At 71.2% G+C, this 23,601-nt stretch carries 11 protein-coding genes and 2 pseudogenes; 9 read left to right on the forward strand and 4 right to left on the reverse strand.

All coding sequences use genetic code 11. The features are described 5' to 3' along the window. Nucleotides 1-23: 23 nt before the first annotated feature. Both ABTZ59_RS20545 and ABTZ59_RS20550 read left to right on the forward strand, forming a co-directional pair. Nucleotides 24-11,330, forward strand: a pseudogene (locus ABTZ59_RS20545) (type I polyketide synthase); the annotation flags it as partial. 42 nt (nt 11,331-11,372) lie between these two features. Beyond that, nucleotides 11,373-12,131 (forward strand): thioesterase II family protein, encoded by a 759-nt coding sequence (locus ABTZ59_RS20550; protein ID WP_351406143.1) that lies wholly within the window; start codon nt 11,373-11,375, stop codon nt 12,129-12,131. Nucleotides 12,132-12,241: 110 nt separating this feature from the next. On the opposite strand, the gene ABTZ59_RS20555 is transcribed toward ABTZ59_RS20550, so the two are convergent. From ABTZ59_RS20555 to ABTZ59_RS20570, 4 genes are all read right to left on the reverse strand, one after another. Continuing rightward, nucleotides 12,242-13,081, reverse strand: a complete 840-nt coding sequence (locus tag ABTZ59_RS20555; RefSeq protein ID WP_351406152.1) for an ABC transporter permease — start codon at nt 13,079-13,081, stop codon at nt 12,242-12,244. Continuing rightward, nucleotides 13,078-14,085: an ABC transporter ATP-binding protein gene (locus ABTZ59_RS20560; protein WP_351406160.1), complete on the reverse strand. Its 1,008-nt coding sequence runs from the start codon at nt 14,083-14,085 to the stop codon at nt 13,078-13,080. Before ABTZ59_RS20560 ends, ABTZ59_RS20555 begins: the two co-directional genes overlap by 4 nt. Before the next feature lie 48 nt (nt 14,086-14,133). Next, on the reverse strand, nt 14,134-14,589 hold the full coding sequence (locus ABTZ59_RS20565) for a MarR family winged helix-turn-helix transcriptional regulator (RefSeq protein WP_351406170.1): 456 nt from the start codon (nt 14,587-14,589) through the stop codon (nt 14,134-14,136). A 228-nt stretch (nt 14,590-14,817) separates the two neighbouring features. Further along, a complete protein-coding gene (locus ABTZ59_RS20570) occupies nt 14,818-15,177 on the reverse strand; it encodes a DUF6204 family protein (RefSeq protein ID WP_351406179.1) in 360 nt (119 codons plus the stop codon). 155 nt (nt 15,178-15,332) lie between these two features. On the opposite strand from ABTZ59_RS20570, the gene map reads away from it, so the two are divergent. From map to ABTZ59_RS20605, 7 genes and pseudogenes are all read left to right on the forward strand, one after another. Next, nucleotides 15,333-16,115, forward strand: coding sequence for a type I methionyl aminopeptidase (gene map / locus ABTZ59_RS20575; protein ID WP_351406191.1), 783 nt, complete (start codon nt 15,333-15,335; stop codon nt 16,113-16,115). 134 nt (nt 16,116-16,249) lie between these two features. After that, nucleotides 16,250-16,708: a PPOX class F420-dependent oxidoreductase gene (locus ABTZ59_RS20580; RefSeq protein WP_351406198.1), complete on the forward strand. Its 459-nt coding sequence runs from the start codon at nt 16,250-16,252 to the stop codon at nt 16,706-16,708. Between the two features lie 684 nt (nt 16,709-17,392). After that, on the forward strand, nt 17,393-18,205 hold the full coding sequence (locus ABTZ59_RS20585; RefSeq protein WP_351406203.1) for a DeoR/GlpR family DNA-binding transcription regulator: 813 nt from the start codon (nt 17,393-17,395) through the stop codon (nt 18,203-18,205). A gap of 701 nt (nt 18,206-18,906) precedes the next feature. After that, complete coding sequence (locus tag ABTZ59_RS20590) at nt 18,907-19,794, forward strand: spherulation-specific family 4 protein (protein ID WP_351406212.1); 888 nt, start codon at nt 18,907-18,909, stop codon at nt 19,792-19,794. 102 nt (nt 19,795-19,896) lie between these two features. Then, nucleotides 19,897-20,658 (forward strand): annotated as a pseudogene (locus ABTZ59_RS20595) (GH12 family glycosyl hydrolase domain-containing protein); the annotation flags it as partial. 286 nt (nt 20,659-20,944) lie between these two features. Further along, nucleotides 20,945-22,015 carry a Gfo/Idh/MocA family protein gene (locus tag ABTZ59_RS20600; protein ID WP_351406223.1) on the forward strand — a complete coding sequence of 357 codons (1,071 nt, stop codon included), beginning with the start codon at nt 20,945-20,947 and terminating at the stop codon, nt 22,013-22,015. Nucleotides 22,016-22,151: 136 nt separating this feature from the next. Beyond that, nucleotides 22,152-23,540 carry a mercuric reductase gene (locus ABTZ59_RS20605; protein ID WP_351406230.1) on the forward strand — a complete coding sequence of 463 codons (1,389 nt, stop codon included), beginning with the start codon at nt 22,152-22,154 and terminating at the stop codon, nt 23,538-23,540. The last annotated feature ends 61 nt before the right edge of the window (nt 23,541-23,601 follow it).

The raw sequence follows: 23,601 nt of genomic DNA on the forward strand, positions 1-23,601 counted from the left end.
ACGTTCCCTGGAGTAGAGACGGCATGGACAACGAGGACAAGCTCCGTTACTTCCTGAAGCGGGTCACCGCCGACCTGCGTGAGACACGCCGGCGGCTGCGCGAGGTCGAGGACGGTGAGCAGGAGCCGATCGCGATCATCGGTATGAGCTGCCGCTACCCCGGCGACGTACACTCCCCCGAGGACCTGTGGGAGCTGGTCGCGAACGGTCGCGACGGTGTGACGGCCTTCCCCACCGACCGGGGCTGGGGCGACGTCGAGCTGTCCGACCCCGAGGACCCCGACCGGGTGTTCCTCAGCGAGGGCGGATTCCTGCACGACGCGGCCGAGTTCGACCCCGGCGTGTTCGGGATCTCGCCGCGCGAGGCGCTGGCGATGGACCCGCAGCAGCGGCTGCTGCTGGAGACATCGTGGGAGGCGTTCGAGCGGGCGGGAATCGACGCGTCGTCGCTGCGTGGCAGCAGGACGGGCGTGTTCGCCGGTGTGATGTACCACGACTACGTGTCGCGGCTGCGGTCGGTGCCGGAGGGGCTGGACGGCTTCCTCGGCACCGGCAGCTTCGGCAGCGTCGCCTCCGGCCGTGTGTCGTACACCTTCGCGTTGGAGGGGCCCGCCGTCACGGTGGACACCGCCTGTTCGTCCTCCCTGGTCACGCTGCACCTGGCGGCGCAGGCGCTGCGTTCGGGCGAGTGCTCGCTCGCCCTCGCGGGCGGTGTCACCGTCATGGCGACCCCGAACACGTTCATCGGCTTCAGCAAGCAGCGCGGCCTCGCCGCGGACGGCCGGTGCAAGTCGTTCTCCGACAGCGCCGACGGCACCGGCTGGGGCGAGGGCGCCGGGATGCTGCTGCTGGAGCGGCTGTCGGACGCCCGGCGCAACGGCCACCAGGTGCTGGCGGTCGTGCGTGGTTCGGCGGTGAACCAGGACGGCGCGTCGAACGGCCTCACCGCGCCCAACGGCCCGTCCCAGCAGCGGGTGATCCGGCAGGCGCTGGACAGCGCCGGACTGACCCCGGCCCAGGTGGACGCGGTCGAGGCGCATGGGACCGGTACGACGCTGGGTGACCCGATCGAGGCACAGGCGCTGCTGGCCACCTACGGCAAGGACCGCGTCGGCGAGCCGCTGTGGCTCGGGTCGTTGAAGTCCAACATCGGCCACACTCAGGCCGCTTCGGGTGTCGCGGGCGTCATCAAGATGGTCATGGCGATGCGGCACGAGGTGCTGCCGCGGACGCTGCACGTCGGCGAGCGCTCCCGGCATGTCGACTGGTCGGCCAGTGCCGTGGAACTGCTGACCGAGGCGCGGCCGTGGCCGCAGACGGGGCAGCCGCACCGGGCGGCGGTGTCGTCGTTCGGTATCAGCGGCACCAACGCCCATGTCGTCCTCGAACAGGCTCCCGACGTGGACCCCGACGACGAACTGGGCGAGCCCGTCGACCCCGTCCTGGCCGACGCGGTGCCGTGGGTACTGTCCGGCAACGACCCCGCCGCGCTGCGCGATCGTGCCGCCGCTCTCCTGTCCCACCTGGACGGGCGCGACCCGTCGGTGGCGGACGTCGGCTACTCGCTCGCCGTGAGCAGGACCGCGCTGGAGCACAGGGCCGCCGTCGTCGGCGCCGACCGCGCTGAACTGCTGCGCGGGCTGGAGGCCCTGGCCGCGGGCGGTGAGGCGGCCAACGTGCTGCGCGGCACGGTGGGCACGCGCGGCAAACTCGCGTTCCTGTTCAGCGGACAGGGCAGCCAGCGGGTGGGCATGGGCCGCGAACTGTACGGGGAGTTCCCCGTGTTCGCGCACGCGCTGGACGAGATCTGCGCCGCAATGGACCCGCATCTGGACCGGCCGCTGCGGGAGGTGCTCTTCGCCGAGCAGGGCACCGAGGCCGCCGCCCTGCTCGACCTCACCACCTACACGCAGCCCGCGCTGTTCGCGATCGAGGTGGCGCTGTTCCGTCTCGTCACGGCATGGGGCCTCACCCCGCAGTTCCTCGCGGGCCACTCCATCGGGGAGCTGGCGGCGGCGCATGTGTCGGGCGTGTTCTCCCTCGCCGACGCGTGCGCGCTGGTCGCCGCCCGTGGCCGGCTGATGGGCGCGCTGCCCGAGGGCGGAGCGATGCTGTCACTGCGCGCGGACGAGGACACTGTCCGCCGCCTGGTCGCCGAGCACGGTGGCACGGTGGATGTCGCGGCGGTCAACGGCCCCGAGTCCACGGTGGTCGCGGGCGACGCCGACGCCGTGTCGGTCATCGACGGCGCGTGGCGGGAACGCGGCGGGAAGAGCCGGTACCTGCGGGTCAGCCACGCGTTCCACTCGCCGCACGTGGACGCCGTGCTGGACGACTTCCGCGCCGTCGCCAGGACCGTCTCCTACGGGACGCCGGCGATCCCGATCGTCTCCACCCTGACCGGCGCCGTGCTGGCCCCGGCACAGGCGCGCGACCCGGAGCACTGGGTGCGGCATGTCCGCGAGGCGGTGCGGTTCCTCGACGGTACGCGGTGCCTGCGCGACCAGGGCGTCACGAACTTCCTGGAGCTGGGACCCGACGCGGTACTGACCGCGATGGGCCGTGACTGCGTCGACGAGGGCGCGCTGCTGGTGGCCGGGTCACGTGCGAACCGGCCCGAGGGCACCACGCTCACCTCGGCGGTCGCCGCACTGCACGTGCGGGGCGTCGCCCTCGACTGGCAGGCGGTGTTCGCGGGACGCGGCGCCCGGCGGACCGACCTGCCCACGTACCCGTTCCAGCGCACCAGCTTCTGGCTGGACGCGGGCGCGCATACGTGGGACGTGGCCTCGGTGGGCCTGCGGCCCGCCGACCACCCGCTGCTGGGCGCCGCCGTCACCCTGGCGGACGAGGAGGGTGCCCTGCTGACCGGCAGGCTCTCCCTGCCCACCCACCCGTGGCTGGCCGACCACACGGTCGGGGGTGTGGTCCTCGTGCCGGGCGCCGCGTTCGTGGAGCTGGCGATCAGAGCGGGTGATCAAGTCGGGCTCGACCACGTCGAGGAGCTGACGCTGGCGGCGCCGCTGGTCCTGCCGGAGGTGGGCGCGGTGCGGCTCCAGGTGTCCATCGGGGCGCCGGACGAGTCCGGGCGCCGCGCGCTGAGCGCCTACTCGCGGGCCGACGACGCGCCCGACGATCAGCCGTGGACGCGGCACGCCTTCGGCACGCTCGCGGCGGGCGAGGCGGTCCCGGCCACCGGTGGGGACGCCTGGCCGCCCGCGGGGGCCGAACGGATCGACATCGAGGGCCGTTACGACGACCTCGCCGCGTCGGGACTCGGCTACGGGCCCGCGTTCCGTGGTCTGCGCGCCGCGTGGCGGCGAGGTGACGAGGTGTTCGTCGAGGTGGAACTGCCCGACGGCGACACCGCGGGCTCCTTCGGGATGCACCCCGCGCTGCTCGACTCCGCGCTGCACGCCATCGGGCTCGGCGGCTTCGTCGCCGACGCGGAGCGGCTGCACCTGCCGTACTCCTGGCGTGGCGTGCGGCTGCACAGCAGCGGCGCGTCCGCGCTTCGGGGACGGCTGTCCCCGGCGGGCGCCTCGGGCGTCACGATCGCCCTGACCGACGGCACGGGCGCCCCCGTCGTCTCGGTCGAGGCACTGTCGCTGCGGCCCCTGGCGGCGGACGGGCTGGGCGGCGACCGGCTGGACTCGCTGTTCCGGGTCGACTGGTCGCCCGTACGGCCCGCCGCCTCGGCCCCCGCCCGCTGGGCGGTCCTGGGCGACGGACTCGGTCGGGTGGAGACCTCCGCGCCGTCCCGCGCGTATCCGGACCTGGCCGCGCTGGCGGAGGACGAGGTGCCGGACCTGGTGTTCGCCCCCGTGCCCACGGCCGAGGGCCCGGCGGAGGCGACGCACCGGGCGCTGGCACTGATACGGGGCTGGCTCGCCGATGACCGGCTGGGCTCGGCGCGGCTGGTGTTCGTCACCGCCGGAGCGGTTGCGGCGGGCGCCGACGAGGACGTCCCCGACCTGGCCGGCGCGCCCGTGTGGGGCCTTGTGCGCGCGGCGCAGGCCGAGCACCCCGAGCGGTTCGTGCTCGTCGACGTCGACGGGTCGGCGGCCTCGGTCCGCGCTGTGCCGAGCGCCGTCGCTGCCGGTGAGCCTCAACTTGCCCTGCGGGCGGGTGCGTTGTTCGTGCCGAGGCTGGTGCGTGCGGGTGTGGTGGAGTCGGAGGGGTCGGAGGGGCCGGGGTTCGGTGTGGGGCCGGTGTTGGTGACCGGTGCGAGTGGGATGCTCGGTGGTCTGGTGGCGCGGCATCTGGTGGTGCGGCACGGGGTGCGGCGGCTGGTGCTGGCGAGCAGGCGCGGCCATGTGGGCGACCTGCACGACGAGTTGGTCGGACTGGGGGCGGAGGTCACTGCCGTCGCCTGTGACGTGGGTGATCGGGAGGCGGTGGCGGCGTTGTTGGCCGAGCATCCTGTGACGGCTGTCGTGCATACGGCGGGTGTGCTGGACGACGCCACGATCGGGTCGCTGACGCCGGATCAGGTCGACGCGGTGTTCCGGCCGAAGGTCGACGCGGCGTGGCACCTGCACGAGCTGACCCGTGACCTGGACCTGTCGGCCTTCGTGCTGTTCTCCTCCGCCGCCGGCACGTTCGGCAATCCCGGCCAGGGCAACTACGCGGCGGCCAACGCGTATCTCGACGCCCTCGCCCAGCACCGGCGCGCCGGCGGCCTGCCCGCGACCTCGCTCGCGTGGGGCCTGTGGGCGGACGCGAGCGGCATGACCGACGAACTGGCCACGGCCGACCGCGGCCGTCTCTCGCGTGCCGGTGTCGCCGCGCTGTCCGCCGGGGAGGGGCTGCGGCTGTTCGACGCCGCCATCGCGCTGCCCTCGGCCGTGGCCGTGCCCATGCGACTGGACCTGGCGCCGCTGCGGGCGCGCCCCGAGGCCGTCCCGCCGCTGCTGCGCGCACTGGTGCGCACGGCGCGCCCCGAGGCCGCCAAGCCCGACGGGAGCCTGGCGGCGCGCGTATCGGCGCTCCCGGAGGACGAACGCCTGCCGCTGCTGCTCGATCTCGTGCGCACCTGCGTCGCCGCCGTGCTCGGCCACGCGTCCGCCGCCGAGGTGGAACCGGAGCGGGCATTCGGTGAACTCGGCTTCGACTCGCTCACCGCGGTCGAGCTGCGCAACAGGCTCGACACGACCACCGGGCTGCGGCTGCCCGCGACGCTGGTCTTCGACCATCCGACGCCCCTGGTGCTCGCGGGCCATCTGCGCGCCACGCTGCTCGGCGGTGACGACGCGCGGACGGCGACCACCCGCGCGACCGTCGCCGAGGACGAGCCGATCGCGATCGTCGGCATGAGCTGTCGCTACCCCGGTGGGGTGCGCTCACCGGAGGACCTGTGGCGACTGGTCGCCGATGGCCGTGACGCGGTGTCCGACTTCCCCGACGACCGGGGCTGGGACGTGGAGTCGCTCTATGACCCGGACCCCGAGCACACCGGCACCAGCAGCGTCCGTTGGGGTGGCTTCCTCTACGACGCCGCCGAGTTCGACCCGGCGTTCTTCGGCATGTCGCCGCGCGAGGCACTGGCGGTCGACCCGCAGCAGCGGCTGCTGCTCGAAACCTCGTGGGAGGCGCTGGAACGGGCAGGGATCGAGCCGAAGTCCTTGCGAGGCAGCGCGACCGGCGTGTTCGCGGGAGTGATGTACAACGACTACGCCGCCCGCCTGCGGCGTGCCCCGGAGGGTTTCGAGGGCCAGCTCGGGTTCGGCAGCTCGGGCAGCGTCGCCTCAGGACGCGTGTCCTACGTACTCGGCCTCGAAGGCCCCGCGATGACCGTGGACACGGCGTGCTCGTCGTCGCTTGTCGCGCTGCACCTGGCGGCGCAGGCGCTGCGCTCCGGCGAGTGCTCGCTGGCGCTGGCGGGCGGTGTGACGGTGATGTCCAGCCCGGCGGCCTTCGTGGAGTTCAGCAGACAGCGTGGGCTGGCCCCGGACGGCCGCTGCAAGGCGTTCTCCGCCGACGCGGACGGCACCGGCTGGGGTGAAGGGGTCGGCATGCTGGTGGTGGAGCGGCTGTCGGACGCCCGCCGCAACGGGCACCAGGTGCTGGCGGTGGTGCGCGGCTCCGCGATCAACCAGGACGGCGCGTCGAACGGTCTGACCGCGCCGAACGGTCCGTCGCAGCAGCGGGTCATCCGTCAGGCGCTCGCCAGTGCCGGGCTGACGGCGTCCGAGGTGGACGCGGTGGAGGCGCATGGGACCGGTACGACACTGGGTGACCCGATCGAGGCGCAGGCGCTGCTGGCCACCTACGGCAAGGACCGTGCCGGTGAGCCGCTGTGGCTCGGGTCGCTGAAGTCCAACATCGGCCACACGCAGGCCGCGGCCGGTGTCGCGGGTGTGATCAAGATGGTCATGGCGATGCGGCACGGCGTGCTGCCGCGTACCCTGCACGTCTCCGAACGCTCCCCGCACGTGGACTGGTCCGCGGGCGCGGTCGACGTGCTGACGCGGGCCCGGCCCTGGACGGTGGCGGGCCGGCCGCGACGGGCTGGCGTCTCGTCGTTCGGTGTGAGCGGGACGAACGCCCACACCATCATCGAGCAGGCCCCGGAAGCCGAGGAGTCCGCTCCCGCCGGTGCGTCCGCGCCGGTCGAGGGCGTTGTGCCGTGGGTGCTGTCCGCGCGCCACGCGGAGGCGTTACGGGATCAGGCGATCCGGCTGCGTGAGCACGTCGCGGCCGAGCCGGGGGCCGAAGTGGTCGACATCGGCCACTCGTTGGTGACGACGCGATCGGCGTTCGACCACCGCGCCGTTGTCCTGGGCGGCGACCGCGACGCACTGCTGGACGGGCTCACCGCTCTGGCCGAGGGGCGGCCTTTCCCCGGGCTGGTCGAAGGGTCCGTCGCCGTGGGCGGCGTCGGATTCCTGTTCTCGGGTCAGGGGTCGCAGCGGCTCGGCATGGGCCGTGAGCTGTCCGAGCGGTTCCCGGTGTTCGCCGAGGCGCTGGACGCCGTGCTGGGCGAGTTCGACCCGGGCGTGCGCGAGGTGCTGTTCGGTGACGATGCCGATGCCCTGCACCGGACCGGAGTGACACAACCCGCGCTGTTCGCGGTCGAGGTCGCGCTGTTCCGCCTCCTGGAGTCGTGGGGTGTGCGGCCCGATGCGCTGGCCGGGCACTCGATCGGCGAGCTGGCCGCTGCGCACGTGTCAGGCGTGTGGTCGCTGGCCGATGCCGCCAAGGTGGTCTCGGCCCGGGCCGGGATGATGCAGGCGCTGCCCGAAGGCGGTGCGATGGTGGCGATCCAGGCGTCCGAGGCCGAGGTCGCGCCAGGGCTGCCTGACACCGTGGGCATCGCGGCGGTCAACGGACCGAACTCGGTGGTCGTCTCCGGTGTCGCCGCCGATGTGGAGGTGCTGGCGGAGCTCTGGCGTGAGGCGGGTCGTAAGGTGACGCGGCTCCGTGTCAGCCACGCGTTCCACTCGCCGTTGATGGAGCCGATGCTGGACGAGTTCCGCGCGGTGCTGGAAGGCGTGTCCTACGAGGCGCCGTCTATTCCGATCGTGTCGACGCTGACCGGTGCCCGGGCGACGGCCGAGGAGTTGGCCTCGCCGGAGTACTGGGTGCGGCACGTACGGGAGTCGGTGCGGTTCGCCGACGCCGTCGGCACGCTCGTGTCCGAGGGCGTGGCGACGTTCGTCGAGATCGGGCCGGGCGGGACACTGTCCGCGCTGGGCCAGGAGTCCGCGCCCGACGCGGTCTTCGTACCGGCGCTGCGCGGCGATCGCCCGGAGGAGCCCGCGCTGATCTCCGCCGTGGCGCGGCTGGGCACGAGGGGCGCGCCGGTGGACTGGACGAGGCTGCTCCCCGGCGGGCGCTCGGTCCCGCTGCCGACGTACGCGTTCCAGCGCAAGCGCTACTGGCTGGACGCCCCGCGCGATCCGCGTATCGACGAAGCGGCCGGTGGTCTCGGCCTGGCGGGCGCGGACCACCCGCTGCTCGGCGCCGCCGTGGACCTCGCCGACGGTCAGGGCCTCGTATGCACCGGCAGGTTGGGCACGGACACCCACCCATGGCTCGCCGATCACGCCGTCTCACAGGCGATCCTCCTGCCGGGCACGGCATTTGTGGAACTCGCGCTCGCCGCGGGCGGCAGGCTCGGCCTCGACGAGGTGGACGAACTGACGCTGGCCGCGCCGCTGGTGCTGCCCGAACGCGGCGGCGTGCGGCTGCGGGTGACGGTCGGCGGCGACGACGGCTCCGGCCGCCGGGCGCTGAGTATCGACTCCTGCCCGGACGACCCGGTCGCCGACACCGACTGGACCCGGCACGCCACCGGCTTCCTCACCACGGGAGCCCACACTCACCCGGCCGCGATCACGCAATGGCCGCCCGCCGGAGCCGAACCCGTCGACGTCGAAGGACTCTACGACGGGCTCGCGGGGGCCGGGTTCGGATACGGACCCGTCTTCCAGGGCCTCAGGGCGGCATGGCGCGGCGAGCGCGCCGTATACGCCGAGATCGAGTTGGACGAGGCCCAGCACCGGGACGCCGCGTCGTTCGGCGTCCATCCGGCGCTGCTCGACGCCGCGCTGCACGCCTGCACACTCGGCGACCTCGTCGAGGACGCCGGCCGGCCCCGGCTGCCGTTCTCGTGGAGCGGGGTCCGGTGGCACGCGACCGGTGCCACCACGGCGCGGGTACGGGTCACGCCGGCCGGGCCCGACGCCGTCTCCCTGGAGCTGACCGACGCACAGGGACACCCCCTGGCGACGGTCGCATCCCTGGTCCTGCGGCCGATCGCCGCGGACCAATGGGGTGCGCGCCACCGCGATTCACTGTTCCGGTTGGAGTGGGTGGCCGCACAGACCCGTGCGGCCGCCCCCGCTCCTTCCCGCGGTTGCGCTCTTATCGGCCCGGACGACCTGAAGGCCGGCGCGGGTCTCGCCGCGGCGGGCATGGTCGTGGAGGAATACGGCGACCTCGCGGCACTCGCCGAGGCCGGGGTGCCTGAACTGGTCGTCGTCCCGTGCGTCGACGACGGCTCGGAGCCGGTCTCCGCCGCCCGTACCGCCGCCCTCCGTGCGCTGCGGCTGGCCCAGGAGTGGCTGGCCGACGACCGGTTCCTCGACTCCCGCCTCGTCTTCGTGACCCGCTGGGCCGTCTCGACCGGGTCGGACGAGGACGTGCCCAACGTCGCCAACGCGACGGTGTGGGGCCTGATCCGGTCGGCACAGTCCGAGAACCCCGACCGGTTCGCGCTGGTCGACGTGGACGTGCATGACGCGTCGTGGGCGGCGCTGCCCGCCGTACTCGCCGGATCCGAGCCGCAGGTGGCGGTGCGCGCCGGTGACCCGCTGGTGCCGCGCATCGCACCGTCCCGACCGTCGACGGCGCAGTCCCCGACGGAGTTCGCGCCCGGTGGCACGGTCCTGGTGACTGGTGCCACCGGCACGCTGGGCGGCCTTGTCACCCGGCACCTGGTGACCGGCCATGGCGTCCGGCACCTGCTGCTGGCCAGCCGCAGCGGCGCCGCCGCGCCCGGCGCCGCCGACCTGCGCGCGGAACTCGCCGGCCTCGGCGCCCAGGTCACGCTCGCCGCCTGCGATGTCACCGACCCCGAAGCGCTGGCGCGACTGCTGGCCGCGGTGGACCCGGACCACCCGCTGACCGGTGTGGTGCACTCGGCCGGAGTGCTGGACGACGGTGTGATCGGCTCGCTGACGCCCGAACGGATCGACAAGGTGTTCCGGCCGAAGGTCGACGCGGCCTGGCACCTGCACGAGCTGACCCGGGACCTGAAGTTGTCGGCGTTCGTGCTGTTCTCCTCCGTCGCGGGCACGTTCGGCAATCCCGGCCAGGGCAACTACGCGGCGGCCAACACCTTCCTCGACGCGCTCGCCCACCACCGCAGGGCGGCGGGTCTGCCCGCGACGTCCCTGGCATGGGGCCTGTGGGACACGACCGGCGCGATGACCGGCGCACTGGCGGGGACCGATGTGGCGCGAATGTCACGCTCCGGTGTCACCGGCTTGACCGAGGAACAGGGCCTCGCGCTGTTCGACCTCGGGTGCGCGGCCGATGACGCGGTCGTGGTGCCGATGCGGCTCGACGTCGGCGCCTTGCGCGGCGCGCCCGACGACGTGCCCGCTCTCCTGCGCGGCCTCGTGCGTCCACGGGCCACCAGGGCGGCCGGCGCGGCCGGCGCGGGCGTGGAGCGGTTGGCCCAGCGATTGACCGGCCTGACGGAGGAGGACCAGGACCGGGAAGTGCTCCGGGTCATCCGGGACCAGGCGGCGGCCGTGCTCGGATACTCCTCGGACGAACTCGATGTCTCCGGTTCCCTGACCCAGCTCGGCCTGGACTCCTTGACCGCGCTGGAACTGCGCAACCGGCTCGCGAGCGCGACCGGACTGCGTCTGCCCACCACCGTCGTGTTCGACCAGCCGACCGGCCCGGCGCTCGCCGGGTACCTGCGGCGCGAACTCGCCTCGGGGACCGTGGGCACCCCGGCCGCGCCCACCGCCTTGGCGGCCGAGGACACGTTCACCGGTCTGTTCCGGCAGTCGTGTGACCTCGGACTGTACGAGGAGGGATGGCACATGGTGACCGCCGCCGCACGGGTGCGGCCGGTGTTCACGGCACCGGACGAGGTGCCCGCACTGCCGTCGATCACGCTGGCGACCGGACCGGGAACCCCGCTGCTGTGCTTCCCGCCGACGATGGCACCCTCCGGCCCGCACTACTTCGCCTGGTTCGCCCCCGTGTTCGCGGGGGAGCGGGATGTGACCGTGCTGCCCCACCCCGGCTTCGCGGCGGGGGAGGCGCTGCCGGCGACCAGGGAGGCGGTCGTCCGCTTCCAGGCCGAGGCCGTCAGGAGGCAGGCGGGCGACCGGCCGTTCGTACTCCTCGGCTACTCGTCGGGCGGATGGCTGGCCAACGCCGTCGCCGCGCTGCTCGAACAGCAGGGCAGCGCACCGGCCGCGGTGGTGCTGCTCGACACCCACACCGCCACGACCTCGTTCGAGGACCGGTTGGAGGCGGCGTTGAGGAAGCGTCTGTCCAGCAGCAAGGCGTTCGAGCTGATGAACGGCGCGCAACTGACCGGGCAGGGCGGCTACGTGCCCGTGTTCAGCGACTGGGAGCCCGAACCGGTCGAGGCGCCGACGCTGTACGTGCACGCCACCTTCCCGCCGGGGGAGTCGGCGGCGCTGGAGACCGAGGACGACTGGGAGCCCGAGTGGCCGCTCCCGCACGAGGACGCGTACGTCCCCGGTGACCACTTCACGATCATGGAAGACCACTCCGAGTCGACGGCGCTCGCCGTGCGGACCTGGCTCGGCGAGCGCCCGGGCGACACCACCCTCTGAACCCTCTGAGCACCCCAACGACAGCAGAACGGACGAATCGACATGACAGTTGCCGATGACAGCGACCTCTGGCTCCGCCGGTTCCACCCCGCGCCGGCTTCCCCGGTCCGGCTCGTGTGCTTCCCGCACGCGGGTGGCTCGGCGAGCTTCTACTTCCCCGTCTCGGCCGCGCTCGCGAGCGACAGCGACGTGGTGACCCTCCAGTATCCCGGCCGTCAGGACAGGCGGACCGAGCCGAGCGTGGACGACATCGGTGTGCTGGCCGACCGGATCGCGCCCGTGGTGGCCCCGCTGTTCGACCGGCCCGTGGTGTTCTTCGGGCACAGCATGGGCGCGGTCGTCGCGTTCGAGGTCGCGCGCAGGCTTGAGAGCGGTGGCCGGACGCCCGCGATGCTGTTCGCCTCCGGCAGGCGCGCACCGTCGACACGGCGCGTGGAGACGGTCCACCAGCGCGACGACGACGGGCTCGTGGCCGAGATGAAGGCCCTGAGCGGCACCGACGCCCAGGTGCTCGGTGACGAGGAACTGCTGCGGATGGTGCTGCCCGCCATCCGCAGCGACTACCGGGCGATCGAGACGTACGGTCCCGTGGAGGCGACCGTCGGCTGCCCGATCACCGCCCTGGTGGGCGATGACGACCCGAAGGCGACACCCGCGGAAGCCGACGCGTGGCGCGCCCACACGACAGCCGCGTTCCACATCCAGGTGTTCCGCGGGGGCCACTTCTATCTCAGCCCGCGCGCGGTGGAGGTGATCGGGGTGGTGCGCGAGGCACTGCGCGGCGCCGTGGCCGTCGGCTAGACACCGGGGGCTGGACGACTGGAGGACAGAGGTTGTTCAGCCCCCGCCTCGCCCCAATACGCCGAGTCACACGTCCAGTTGTGCGCGGACGAGTGCGTCGAGGCGGGGCGTCAGGTCCGCACCCGCCGAGCGAAGCGGCGCACGGCAAGACAGCCCAGGGCGGGGGTGCCGAGGGTGAGCGCGCCGAGGTAGGCCCAGGTGGGCATGTGACCGGTGGACGGCGTGAGGTTGGCGCGCAGGCCCTCGCTCATGTAGACGAGCGGGTTGGCGAGGGTCAGGACCTGGACCCAGCGGATCGGGTGCAGAGCGGTCCACGGGTAGTAGACGCAGCCCAGCATGGTGGCCGCGGCCAGGAGCAGACCGAGCAGAGCCCCGAAGGCGGAGGTGTCGACCGCGGTTCCGAGCAGCAGCCCGAGTGCGGAGGCGAGCAGCGCGCTGAGCACCAACGTGGCAACGAGCAGAGGCCAGTTGTCGATGTGGACCCTGGGCGCGTTGCCGGGGGCGTGGACGAGCCGGACGATCGGGACGACGACGAGGGTCGAGACCAGGCCGAAGATCGCGGACGAGGTGATCTTCTGGAGCCCGAGGGCCCAGATGGGCAGCGGCGCCAGGGCACGGTCGGTGATCTCACGGCCGGGGCCGAGCTCGGCGGCCAGAGGGCCGGTCACGGACATGATGCTCTGCAGCGTGAGGGTGCTGGCGATCAGGCCGGGCAGCAGGATTGTGGAGAACGAGGTCGCGCCGCCGAGTCCGCTGCCGATGCTGGGCATCACGTAGGCGAAGGCGAAGGTGAACAGCAGCGGCTGGAGGGCGACTTGGAGGAGCAGTACGGGCAGATTGCGGCCCAGGACGTACAGATCGCGCGTGGTCAGCGCGCGGTAGGCGTGCCAGGAGGCCCGGCGGGACGACAGCGGCCGGGGGGTGGTGGTGATCGGGTTCGCGATGGTCATGGCGTGTAGTCACGTCCGGTCAGGGTGAGGAAGGCGGTCTGCAGGCTGGGGGGAGTGGTCGCGGCGTCGCGGACGGTGAGGCCGGCCGCGCCGCCGGCTCGTAGCAGGTGGCCCAGGACGCCGTCGGGACGTGTGGTGCGAACCCGTACGGTCGGGCCGTCGACGGCCAGGTCGTGGGGGCCGCCGGGGATGCTGTGGAAGGCGTCGGCGGCCGGGGCCGCGTCGGCGTCGTACCGGACGGTGATGACCGTCTGTGCTCCGCTGGACGCCTTGATCGCCTCGGGGGTGTCGCAGGTGAGCAGGTGTCCGTGGTCGATGACGGCCAGGCGCCGGCACAGGGCCTCGGCCTCGTCGAGGTAGTGGGTGGTCAGCACCACGGTCTGGCCGGTCTCGTGCAGGCTCGCGATGGTCTGCCAGAGGTCGTCGCGTGCCTGCGGGTCGACGCCCGCGGTGGGCTCGTCCAGGAAGAGCACGTCCGGCAGGTGCATCAGGGCCCGGCCGATCATGACGCGACGGGCCTGACCGCCGGAGAGTTGGTGGGCTTTGGCGTCGGCCTTGTCGGCGAGGCCGAACCGCTTCAGCAGTTCGAGCGCGCGGCGCCGGGCAGCGGCGGCGGGCATACCGAAATAGCGTCCGCGGAAGACGAGGTTGTCCGCGACGGTGAGCCCGCGGTCCAGGGTGTTGGCCTGGGAGACCACACCGATGCGGGACTTCACGCCGACCGGATCGGCACTCACCTCGCGCCCGGCGACCCACGCCTTGCCGGCGCTGGGCGCGACCAGGGTGGTGAGCATGCCGATGGTGGTGGACTTGCCGGCGCCGTTGGTGCCGAGCAGGCCGAAGAACTCGCCCTGATGGACCGTCAGGTCAAGGCCCTCCACGGCGACAAGGCCGTCCTTCGCGTGCGGATATACCTTGCGCAGGCCCTCCGTGCGGATGGCCCACGGGGCGTGGGCCGTGGTGGCGGCCGGGGTCGGCGGTGCGGAGGCGGGGGTTGGATTCATGTGGGTGCTCCGAGGTGCGGACGAACCATCCGTCGGGGGCGTGCGGGGTCACGGGGCCGGGGTGTGGCCGGGAAGGCCGGTGCCGCCGAGGTGGGTCAGCAGGGTGGACAGCCGGCCGATGTCCCCCTTGCTCCACGGCGGCGCGGCGAAGATCTCGCCGGCGACCTGCTCGGCCGTGGCGAGCATGTCCGTCAGGCGTGCGCGGCCGGTGTCGGTCAGTGCCGCGTAGGCCACCCGGCCGTCACGGGCGTCCGTCTCGCGTGTCACCAGCCCGATCCGCTCCAGCGGTGCCAGCCCCCGGGTCACCCCGGAGGCTGTCAGCCCCAGCGCCTCGGCCAGGTCCACCCGCCGCATCCGGCCACCGGGCGCCTGCCCCAGACGCAGCAGCGTCGTGAAGTCGGCCAGACTCACACCGTGCAGCCCTCCCAGGCTCGCGTCGAACCGCTTCACCAGGGCCGTCTGGGCCCTCACGAGACGCAACGACGCGTCCAGCGCATCACTCATTGCTACCTCCTTGAGTGCTCAAGCTTATCAGTGTTTGAGTACTCAAGGATTTGTTGTGGTTGTCGGCCGGATGGAGTTCTTGGCCCGAGCGTGGGATGGGGATGCCGGGGGCCCGCGTTCGAGGAGTGTGAACTTCGGTGCCGCGCGCCCGCTGCCCCGCGACGGTCGGCCGGTGCGAGAACCGGCGTACCCGCCCGACGGCAGGGTGGCGAGAGTGCGGCGGGAGGGTCAGACGTTCTTCTGCGCCGCGGCGCGACGCTGCCGCTTGCCCAGCGGTGCCTGGGAGAGGTCCTCGGCCTGGGACCTGAGGTTCTTGTGGCCGTAGCCCCGCTCGGCCAGCCATGCCTTCGCCGCCTCTTCGGCGCGTTCGGACGCCTCCAGGATGTCCTCCTCTTCCTCCCCGGAATCGACGAAACGGAAGGTGAAGGCGGATCGCGCCGCGAGGTCGTAACTGAGATGCCCCTCGGGCGTGAAGGCCGCGCGCAGAACGTCGTGCTCCGCGGCGCGGGCGAGAAGTTCGGCCCGCTGATCGGCGGTGAGTCCGTCGAAGACGCCGCGGACCGTGATACGGAAAGTGCGAGTAGTCATCCCCCGACAGTAACCAGCGAGATCAGTGGGCTCCACCGTGTTTCCGACGGAAACGTGGCGCCGCCGCCGGTGCGGCCCGGCCCTGATTCGACCCCGATTCTTATACCGGTATAGTATGGCCGGTATAGTTATTGGTTTCCTGAGAAGAGCGCCGCATGATCGAGATCCTCAACGCCACCCTGCTGACCCGAGCGAAGGACACAGGTGCCCTGGTCGCCGACATCCTGCAGACCCTGAAGAGTCGTAGCGCGGTCGGCACGAACCTGCTGGACATCGACCGGTGGACCAAGGCCATGATCGTCGAAGCGGGAGCGCTGTCCTGTTACGTCGACTACGAGCCGTCCTTCGGACGAGGCCCGTTCGGCCATTACATCTGCACGGCCGTCAATGACGCCGTGCTCCACGGACGGCCATACGACTACACACTCGCCGACGGCGATCTGCTGACGCTCGACCTCGCCGTCTCCAAAGGGGGAGTCGCCGCGGACGCCGCCATCAGCTTCATCGTGGGTGACTCGGAGCCACCGGAGAGCGTCGCGATGATCAACGCGACCGAACGCGCGCTGGCCGCGGGGATCGCCGCTGCCGGGCCCGGGGCTCGCGTCGGAGACATCTCCCATGCCATCGGCACGGTCCTCAGCGAGGCGGGGTACCCGATCAACACCGAGTTCGGCGGTCATGGCATCGGGTCAACGATGCACCAGGACCCCCATGTTTCGAACACCGGACGGCCTGGCCGTGGATACAAACTGCGCCCTGGGCTGCTGCTGGCGCTGGAACCGTGGGTCATGGCGGACACCGCCGCACTCGTCACTGATGCCGACGGGTGGACGCTCCGAAGCGCGACAGGCTGCCGGACCGCGCACAGTGAGCACACGATCGCCATCACCAGCGACGGAGCCGACATCCTCACCTTGCCGAAACACGCGAGGCGTTGAGCGCCTGCTTCTGAGCCCGGGCAGCATGAACGGTCCCGGCAGGCCCGCGACGGCTTCGAGGACAGAGGAAGTTGACGGGCAAGCTACAGTCCGCGCGGCGGAATGCCGGGCCACGTAAGGAAGTTGCTTACGTCATGACTCAAGGTCCCACACCGCGCATCCTGTCCGACGAAGCCCTCTCCGACCTGCTGGGCACCGAGCAATTCGGCACCCTCGCCACCAACAAACGCAGCGGCCACCCTCATCTGACCACCATGCTCTACAGCTGGGACCCTGAAGCCCGCATCGTGCGGTTCTCCACCACGGCGGACCGCGTCAAGGTCAAGCACCTGCGGCGCGACCCGCGCGCGGCCCTGCATGTGCCGGGCGGCGATGTGTGGTCGTTCGCCGTCGCCGAGGGCGAGGCCGAGGTTTCCGAGATCACGACCACCCCAGGTGACGCGGTCGGGCGGGAACTGCTCGACATGCTTCGCAAGGCCTTGAAGCCGACGGACGAGGACGCGTTCCTGGCGGAGCTGGTCGCCGAGCGCCGGGTGGTCATCCGGCTCAAGGTGGATCGACTGTACGGGACGGCACTCGACATCAACGGTTAGAACGTGTCGGGACCGTGCTGGTCCCAACCGCTCGGTGAGGGCCACTACGAGGACGGTCGCCCGCTACCGGGTAGGCGTATCGGCCCCCGCGAGGGGCGACCAGGACCGGGGCCGGCGGCGTGGTGTCGCCGGCCGTCCGGCCCAGGCGGTGCGGCGTGTGTGCCCAGGGTCCGCCGGGCGTGATCGCCCCCTATCAACGGCTCATCCGGGCGTACGCCAGGGCACCTTCGGACCAGGGGAAGACGTGGACAGGGGGAGCGCGCCGGACCAGCGACCAGTCTCCGTCTCGGGTCACTAGGCCCTGTCCGGTCGATCTTCGCGGGCCCGCGGCGTCTGGCACCGCACCTCGCCGCGTTGTCGTCAGTCGCCCAAGTACGTCCAGTACATGGGCGATCCTCCGCCTTGCGATGCACGGCACCAGACGCCGCGGGCTTATCCGCGAAGATCGACCGGACAGGACCTAGGGATTTTCCCTGGTCCGTTCGCAGAGCGCGCGGGAGACAGTTGCGGTCGGTCGGCGCATCCCGCGTCGGCTGACGTGAACACTTCCCCAAACTTCATGAAATCTGGTGACCACGATTCAAGCCTCGATCGCCCGGGTGATTCAGATCCTGACGAGCGGACCACACGGATTTCTGGTGGAACCGGCCGGTTCTCCTGCTCACGGATTCGGCGGAGCAGCCGGTGACCGACAGGAAACGTGACGAGCGGATCTCGATCGTTCTCAAGCTTCTGTCACAGCGCGGCGAACTCCAGGTTCGTTTCCTTCCCCAAGCCCTCGGAGTCTCCGGGGCCACGATCCGGCGGGATCTGGCGCTGATGGAGGAAACCGGACTCGTGCGCCGCTCGTACGGCAAAGTCACCGCGGCTCGGCGCGGCGCCGAGCTGCCGGCGAGCGTGCGGCACTCCCAGCACACCGAGGCGAAGCGCCGCATCGGGGCCCTGACCTCGTCCTTGATTCCTTACCGTCCGCTCACCATGGCACTGAGTGGCGGCACCACAATGGATTTCGTCGCCAAGAGTCTGGCCACCCGGTCGGATCTGACAGTCGTGACGAACGGCCTCGACACCGCGGCGTCCCTTACGGCGCGTCAGTTGGTCCACGTCGTCGTCACCGGTGGAACCGCCAGGTTTCTCTCCAATGACCTTGTCGGGAAGGGCGCGGAGGAATCGCTGCGCTCGTACCACTTCGACTTCGCGATCATCGGCGCGGACGGCATCAGTCCGGCAGCCGGAATCACGCGGCACAGCTCCCGTGGGGCGGATATCGACCGCGTCATGCTGGAACAGGCCGAGCACAAGATCGTCGTCGCCGACAGTTCCAAACTGGGTAGGGCGCGTCACGCGAAAGTCGCCGACGTCGGTTTCGTCGACACCATCGTGACCGACTCGCATGCGAATCCCGCCGTCATCGCCGCCCTCCGGAAGACCGGTGTGGCGACCACCACCGTGGTCGTTCCCCCGACTGTCGACGACGGCCGCGTTCGGTTCGGCTGATCTCCTGGTCTCCTTGTGACACCGGACAGTTGTCTTTCCCGTGGCACCCCACGGTGCCGCCGTCCGTGGGCACGCAGGGATGACGATCCCCATCCCCGGACACGGCGGGGGTGACAACGATCAACCGCGGTGCGCATTGTCGGACGAGGCGGGAACCATCGTCGCGGAGTGGGATGGAGTGGGATGCGGACAGCGCGAGACGGTGTACTCGCCGCGCCACGAAGGGGCCTGATCCTGTGTTGTGGGGGAGGGGGAACGCAGGTCAAGCCGCTGCGGCGGGCGCTTTCGCGGGTACGGACACGGCGTGGAGACCGGCGCCGACCGCCGTCGATCCGACCCTCGACCGATCGCACGAACCACCGCGCGGTCGATCCCGATCTCACCCTCTCGTCGCGCTCGGTCATCAACTTCCCGAAGGGATGTGACGGTGCGTCACCATCGGTCTTGTGAGCCGGAAAGGCGGCTCCTAGAGTGTGCGGGAGCGCTTCCGATCCTCCCTGCCGTGGGCGGCGGAAGGGCTGTTGTACGCACGAACGAACCTTCCGAAGTCACGTTCCAGTCGCACTCGTCCGCACCGCGGCACGCCCCACAGGCCCCACCGACGGGCGGTCGCCGCCTAGCCTCACCCGGCCGACGGCCGATCGCGCCCGCGACAGACGCGCACTCGACCACCGGTATACCCCCCACGAAAGAGGTTCACCATGACGTCGCATTCCAGACGCTCCCTGATGTGCGCCGTGCTCGCCGCCGCCGGAGCCCTCACCCTGTGCGCGGCTCCGGCCACCGCCGCCCGGGAGGCGCCCGCGGGCAGTGCCACTCGGGCGGGCGCCCAGAAGATCTCCGTACCCGCCTACTTCTATCCCGGCCCACTGTGGGACCGGCTCACCCAGGCAGGCACAGGGGTGGGGCTGGCGGTCGCCAACCCGTACAACGGCCCCGGCGACGGTGATGACCAGTACACCGCCGCCATCAAGAAGGCCGACGCCGCCGGTATCTCCGTCATCGGCTATGTGGCGACCGGCTATTTCGGCACCACCGGCATGACCACGCGGTCCGGCTCCACCGACCCGGACGACTGGATGCGGCAGATCACCTCCGATGTCGACCTCTGGTACCAGCTCTACGGCGCAGCGGGGCTCGCCGGCATCTTCTTCGACGAGGGCATGGCGCGATGCGGTTCCGAAAACACCGACGTCGCCCGGTACATCGAGCTGAGGAACTACGTCGAGAGCCGCCATGGCGACGACGCGGTGGTCGTCGACAACCCGGGGACCGGTGTCGAGGAGTGTTACACCGAGGCCGCCGACACCCTGGTCACCTTCGAGGGCGATGAGAACTCCTACCGTGGTCACCGGCCGGAGCCATGGGAGAGCAGCGCTTCCCCCGGCAAGGTCTGGCACCTCGTCCACGGCGTCCCGGACGAGGGCCGGATGCGTGAGGTCATGGAACTCTCACGCCGGCGCAATGCCGGACATGTCTACGTCACCCCGGACACCATGGCGGACAAGAACCCCTGGGACACCCTGCCTCCGGACGCGTACTGGAACACCGAGATCGACCTCGCTGGTGGCGGTGCGGCCCGGCGCTGATCTCCACTCCTTCTCCACCGGTGAGTCCCAGTCCTGGCAGGTCCTGAGTCCTGGCAGGTCACGAACCATTCCATGTCATCCCCACATGATGGGAAGAACGCGATGAACCTCTCCACGCGAACCGCCGTCCACACCCTGTTGCCCGCCCTCACCGCGTCGGCGGCGCTGATGACGCTGGGCGGCCCCGCGCAAGCCGCCGAGATGTGTGGTCAGTACGACAGGGCCACGGTCGGCGCGTACACGGTCCAGAACAATGTGTGGAACCCCGCCTCCGGACAGCAGTGCGTCAACCCCACCGGTTCCGGCTTCGAGCTGACGAAGGCGGAGGGGCGGGTCCCCACCGACGGTGCCCCCAAGTCGTATCCGTCGATCTACAACGGCTGTCACTACACGGCGTGCTCGCCCGGCACCGAACTGCCCGCGCGGATCAGCTCCATCAGCGGCGCGCCGACCAGCGTGTCCTACGGATACACCGCTGGTGGGGTCTACAACGCCTCCTACGACATCTGGCTCGACCCCGAGCCCAGGACGGACGGTGTGTCCGCGGTCGAGATCATGATCTGGACCAACAAGGTCGGCCCCATCCAGCCGATCGGCTCCAACACCGGCGCTACCGTGACGATCGCGGGCACGACGTGGCAGGTGTGGGAGGGCGACAACGGCCGGAACAGGGTCATTTCCTATGTGGCGCCGACCGCCGTCGCCGACCTTCGGTTCGACGTCAAGGAGTTCGTCAACCACGCCAACAGCCGCGGCTTCGGTGACTCCTCGTGGTACCTCACGAGCGTCCAGGCGGGCTTCGAACCGTGGGAGGGCGGAGCAGGCCTCAAGGTCAACTCCTTCTCCTCCGAGGTGAACACAGGCTGATCCGGCCGAGCGGCGTCGCCGGCCGGTGACGCCGCTCCACAGCGGTGGGACACCTCCTCGGCGCTTGGTCGGTCGCGCGTGGTCGGACACTCGCCGAGGAGGCCGACGCGCGCTGCCGCATCGGCCCCCGGGCCTGTCCGACGTCACCGCCCGTCGACGCGCCGACGCGACTCCGGCGCCGCACATCCGACTTCCGTACCCTGTCGTCTCCGCCCCGCGTTGCTCGCGCATCTCGTACCTTTGCATCGTGTCACCTCCGTACCTCGTTCCGGACAGGAGCCCCATGCCGCACCCACGCCAGGCCGACGGACATCCGCAGCACGCGGCAGGCGGACCGCTGCCCGCGCCGAGGACGCCTTCTCCCCGCGACGCGCCCCCGCTGAACTGGGGTGTCATCGCCCCGGGCGGCATAGCGGCCTCCTTCGTCGAGGCGTTGCGCACACGCACCGAACAGCGAGTGGTGGCGGTCGGATCCCGCGATCCCCTGCGGGCGCGCGCCTTCGCGGACCGGTTCGGGATACCGGCGGCCTACGGAAGCTACGCCGAAGTGCTCGACGACCCGCGCGTGGACATCGTCTACATCGCGTCTCCGCACTCCGCGCACTTCGACCACGCCATGCGGGCGATCGAGGCCGGCCGGCATGTGCTCGTGGAGAAGGCCTTCACTCGCAACGCCCACGAGGCGGAGCGATTGATCGAGGCCGCCCGAGGACGCGGGGTGTTCCTCATGGAGGCGATGTGGACGCGCTTCCTTCCGCACATCGACGTGGTCCGGCAGGTGCTCGACTCCGGGCTGCTCGGTGAGGTGCGCACGGTCGCCGCCGACCACGGCCAGTTCATGAATCCGGACCCGGCCCACCGGCTCTTCGCCCCCGAACTGGCGGGCGGAGCGCTACTGGACCTCGGCGTCTACCCGGTCTCTTTCGCGTCGATGGTGCTGGGGCCGTTCGCGTCGCTCACCGCCGTGGGGGAGAAGGCTTTCACCGGCGTCGACGGTCAGGCGTCGATCGTCGTCACCAACGGATCGGGCGCGCACGGCGTCCTGAACACCACGCTGTTCGCCCGTACCCCGACCACGGCGTCGATCTCGGGCACGCACGCCCGCCTGGAGATCGAGGGCGCCTTCTACGCCCCCGCCACGGTCCGCCTGATCAGCCGCGAGCGCGGACTGCTCGACTCCTACGTTCCCCCGGTGCGCGAGGGCGGCTTGTGCTACGAGGCCGCCGAGGCGGCCCGATGCGTCGCCGCCGGGCGGCTGGAGTCCGACCTGATGCCCCTCGACGAGACCCTGCGGGTCATGCGCGCCCTTGACGAGATCCGCCGCGACCTGGACGTCGCCTACCCCGGTGAGTGACACGCCTTCTCCTCGGCGTCGCACGGCGCCGGGGGTTCGGCGCGTCGCGCGCCGGTCGTCGCAGTGCCCAACGACTTGACCGAATGCACCGGATTGGCCCTTTTCGGTCCGGACGGAGCCGATCATGCTGTGGCGCATGGCAGACGAAGGCTATGACGTAATCGTGATCGGTACCAGCCAGGGAGGCCGGTTCCTCCCCGTCGATCTGGCGAAGGCGGGCAAGAAGGTGGCGCTCGTCGAGCGCGGCCACACGGGAGGCGTCTGTGTGAACACCGGCTGTACCCCGACCAAGACCATGGTCGCCAGCGCGCGCCTCGCCTACCAGGCACGGCGCGGCGCCGAGTACGGGGTACGGACCGGCCCGGTGTCGGTCGACCTCGCCGCCGTACGGGAACGCAAGCGGGCGATGGTCGCCGGCGCTCGGGAGAACTACGCGAGACGACTGGATCAGGACGGGCTCGACCTGATCAAAGGCGAGGCCCGTTTCATGGCGCCCAAGACGGTCGAGATCGCCCTGAGGGACGGCGGGACGAGGGAGATCAGTGCGCCTGTGATCGTCATCGACACGGGCGCCAGGGCCAAACCCCTGGCCATCAGCGGCGCGCGGAACGTCCCTGTCCTGGACTCGACGTCGATCATGGAGCTGGGCGAGCTTCCCGAGCACCTGATCATCCTCGGCGGGGGTTACATCGGGCTGGAGTTCGGGCAGATGTTCCGCAGATTCGGCAGCGACGTCACGATCGTCCAAACCGGCCCGCGCCTGTTGATGAGTGAGGACGAGGACGTCTCCGACGAGGTCGCCGCCATCTTGCGGGATGACGGGATCACGGTCCTGACGTCGGCGAAGCCGGACCGGGTCGAGGAGGCGGGCGGCGGGCGGGTGCGGCTGACGGTTCGCACGTCGGACAGCGAGCGGCGGATCGAGGGCTCACACCTGCTGGCGGCCATCGGCCGTATCCCCAACACGGAGGCGCTCGCGCCGGCGGCAGTCGGTGTCCGGCTGCGCGACAAGGGCTTCATCGAGGTCGACGAGTACCTGGAAACCTCTGTCCCCGGCGTCTACGCCATGGGGGACGTCAAGGGCGGCCCCTCCTTCACCCACTCCTCCTACGATGACTACCGGATCCTGCACACCAACTTGCTCGGCGGCGAGAAGGTGAGCACACGGGACAGGATCGTCCCCTACGCGGTGTTCATCGACCCGCAACTCGGCCGCGTGGGCATGACCGAGCGGCAGGCCAGGGAACAGAACCGTGCGGTCCGCGTCGCGAAGCTGCCGATGAGCGCCGTGATCCGGGCTCTGGAGACCGGAGAGACGCGCGGCTTCATGAAGGCGGTCATCGACGCCCGTACCCAGCGGATCCTCGGCGCCGCCGTGCTGGGCGCCGAAGGCGGCGAGATCATGACGATCATTCAGGTCGCCATGCTGGGCGAGCTTCCCTTCACCACCATGGCGAACGCGATCTTCACGCACCCGTTGCTGGCCGAGGGCCTCAACAGCCTCTTCATGACAGTCGACTCCTAGGAGTCATCTCTGCGAGTGAGTTCTGCCCGAAGACTCGGGGAGACTGTCAGGCCATGAGCCG

Source organism: Streptomyces sp. NPDC094034, from assembly GCF_040303865.1.
Classification (GTDB): domain Bacteria; phylum Actinomycetota; class Actinomycetes; order Streptomycetales; family Streptomycetaceae; genus Streptomyces.

Excerpts from the sequence above, each read along its gene's own strand:
- ABTZ59_RS20580 (WP_351406198.1), top strand. The coding sequence starts at position 16,250 with ATGACTCAAGGTCCCACACCGCGCATCCTGTCCGACGAAGCCCTCTCC.
- ABTZ59_RS20560 (WP_351406160.1), bottom strand. The coding sequence starts at position 14,085 with ATGAATCCAACCCCCGCCTCCGCACCGCCGACCCCGGCCGCCACCACG.
- ABTZ59_RS20555 (WP_351406152.1), bottom strand. The coding sequence starts at position 13,081 with ATGACCATCGCGAACCCGATCACCACCACCCCCCGGCCGCTGTCGTCC.
- ABTZ59_RS20590 (WP_351406212.1), top strand. The coding sequence starts at position 18,907 with ATGACGTCGCATTCCAGACGCTCCCTGATGTGCGCCGTGCTCGCCGCC.
- map (WP_351406191.1), top strand. The coding sequence starts at position 15,333 with ATGATCGAGATCCTCAACGCCACCCTGCTGACCCGAGCGAAGGACACA.
- ABTZ59_RS20600 (WP_351406223.1), top strand. The coding sequence starts at position 20,945 with ATGCCGCACCCACGCCAGGCCGACGGACATCCGCAGCACGCGGCAGGC.
- ABTZ59_RS20565 (WP_351406170.1), bottom strand. The coding sequence starts at position 14,589 with ATGAGTGATGCGCTGGACGCGTCGTTGCGTCTCGTGAGGGCCCAGACG.
- ABTZ59_RS20570 (WP_351406179.1), bottom strand. The coding sequence starts at position 15,177 with ATGACTACTCGCACTTTCCGTATCACGGTCCGCGGCGTCTTCGACGGA.
- ABTZ59_RS20550 (WP_351406143.1), top strand. The coding sequence starts at position 11,373 with ATGACAGTTGCCGATGACAGCGACCTCTGGCTCCGCCGGTTCCACCCC.
- ABTZ59_RS20605 (WP_351406230.1), top strand. The coding sequence starts at position 22,152 with ATGGCAGACGAAGGCTATGACGTAATCGTGATCGGTACCAGCCAGGGA.